At 72.4% G+C, this 1,851-nt stretch carries 3 protein-coding genes; all 3 read left to right on the top strand.

Features of this window, described 5'->3' with window-relative positions; translation table 11 throughout:
* On the top strand, positions 1-439 hold a 439-nt coding region (locus ACLN58_RS21730), incomplete at its 5' end, for a type II secretion system F family protein (protein ID WP_415857290.1).
* A gap of 158 nt (positions 440-597) precedes the next feature.
* A complete protein-coding gene (locus tag ACLN58_RS21725) occupies positions 598-1,032 on the top strand; it encodes a type II secretion system F family protein (RefSeq protein WP_415857289.1) in 435 nt (144 codons plus the stop codon).
* Between the two features lie 219 nt (positions 1,033-1,251).
* Positions 1,252-1,659 carry a DUF4244 domain-containing protein gene (locus ACLN58_RS21720; protein ID WP_415857288.1) on the top strand — a complete coding sequence of 136 codons (408 nt, stop codon included), beginning with the start codon at positions 1,252-1,254 and terminating at the stop codon, positions 1,657-1,659.
* The last annotated feature ends 192 nt before the right edge of the window (positions 1,660-1,851 follow it).

Raw genomic sequence — 1,851 nt, 5'->3', positions numbered from 1 at the left:
CCAGGCGATCCGCGAGGCCGCGGGGCTCATCAAGGCGGGAGCCACCGGTCCGCATTCGTCCGGGCGGCCCCGCCACCACGTGCTGCAGGAGGTCCCGCGCTGCGTGTGGGGCGACGTGGCCGCGTGTATCGAGGTCGCCGAGGAGTCCGGATGCCCGCTCGCCGGCGTGTTCGATCGCCTTGCGGCTCAGCTCGAAGCAGACGCCGATGCCGCGGCGGCCCGTGCCACCGCGCTCGCTGGGCCGAGGGCGACGACCCGGATCCTCAGCTTCCTCCCTCTGGTCGGCCTTGCGATGGGCGCCCTCCTCGGCGTCGACCCATTGGGCGTTCTCCTCGGGACGCCGTGGGGAGGCGCGTGCCTCGCGGCGGGACTCGCGCTGACGATCGCGGGACGGGTCTGGTCATCTCGCCTCGTGGCCGCGGCGGGAGCGGTCCGATGAACGGTCCGTGGGGAGCGGTGGCCGCCATCGCGGCGTTCGCCGCGTGGTGCGTGGCGGTTCATCGCCCACTGCGCGGGAGCCTGCCCGCCAGCGGCCTCGCATCGTCACGGAGCCCTGCGGCGTCGAGTCTGAGGTTCCGTAGCGGGCCGTCGCCGTCCGTGACCAGAGCCGGGTCCCTTGACGCGCCGCTCGTCCTCGAGCTCGTGGCGGCGATGCTTGAGGCAGGCTCGCCCCTCGCGCGGGCCTTGAGGATCGTGGCTCGCGTGTCCGGCGGCGAGACCGGACCTGTGGGACGGGCGGCGGCGGCCCTCGAGCTTGGGGTTGCGTGGGACCAGGCGTGGGCCGGAGAGCCTGATGGGCAGGATGGCCCGGGGATCAGGCGTGCCCTGGCTTTCGCCGCGGCCACGGGCGCACCATCGTCCGAGCTTATCTCGGCGCGCGCTCGGTTCCTCCGCCGAAACCGGCACCGCGAGCTCGAACGGCAGGCGGCAGCCCTCGGAGTGCGGCTCGTGGTACCGCTGGGGGCCTGCTCGCTGCCGGCGTTCCTCTGTCTCGGAGTCGTGCCCGTCCTCATCTCGATGATGCCGGGATGACGTTCTACGCGTGGGCGGGGTACGCCGCTTTCGAGTTCCCGCGGGGCCCTGCCGGGTCCTGCGGGCGTCGCGACCCAGCGGGTCGCGACTTGCCGGCGCCTTTGGCGCTGGCCGTGGCGCCGGAACCGTCCGGCGCCCGGACCGCAGGAGGGCCCGGCACCGAGAGGGACGCCGGACCAACCAAGCCACGACAAACAAGCCACGACAAATGGGGGAGCCATGTCCAGTGAAACCACCGCCGCGCGAGTCCCGGATTCAGCGGGAGTCCGGGCCCACGTCTCCGACGTCATCGAGCTCTATCCGGGGGCCTCGAACGCGGCGGCGGTCGAACAGCCGCGCCCGCCGGCGGCGCCGGGCCGGTACAGAGAAGATGCGCCCTCGCGCTGGTGGGTGCTCCCGAACCCGAGTTCTTTTCGGGGACGGCGACGGCGACTGCGGGCTCCTCGTCGCCGTGTGCGAGCCCCGCGTCACCGGATGCTCGGTCAGGACGGGATGGCGACCGCCGAATACGCGATCGCGACCTTGGGTGCTGTGGCGTTTGCGGGGTTGCTCGTCGTGATCCTTCGGAGCGAAGAAGTCAGGGGATTCCTGCTCAATATCATTCGCTCGGCACTGTCGATCCCGTGAGGCCGATCCTCGGCGCTCGCGACCCGGCGCGTTCGCTCTGCGCTGCGGATCCGGCTAGTTCGCCCGGCACCGCAAACGCGACGGCCTCTCGGGGTGCCGTGACGGCCGAATTCGCCGTGGGGATCCCGGCGGTCATCTTGCTCCTCGGCGCCCTGCTAACCGCCGTCGCGGCCGGGGTCGCTCAGGTTCGTG

This window comes from Sinomonas sp. G460-2 (assembly GCF_047759905.1).
Taxonomy (GTDB): Bacteria; Actinomycetota; Actinomycetes; order Actinomycetales; family Micrococcaceae; genus Sinomonas.
The sequence above is the reverse complement of the archived record's forward strand: the minus strand, read 5'-3'. Positions and strand labels throughout refer to the sequence as shown.

Coding starts and splice junctions, on each gene's coding strand:
- ACLN58_RS21720 (WP_415857288.1), top strand. CDS start 1,252: ATGTCCAGTGAAACCACCGCCGCGCGAGTCCCGGATTCAGCGGGAGTC.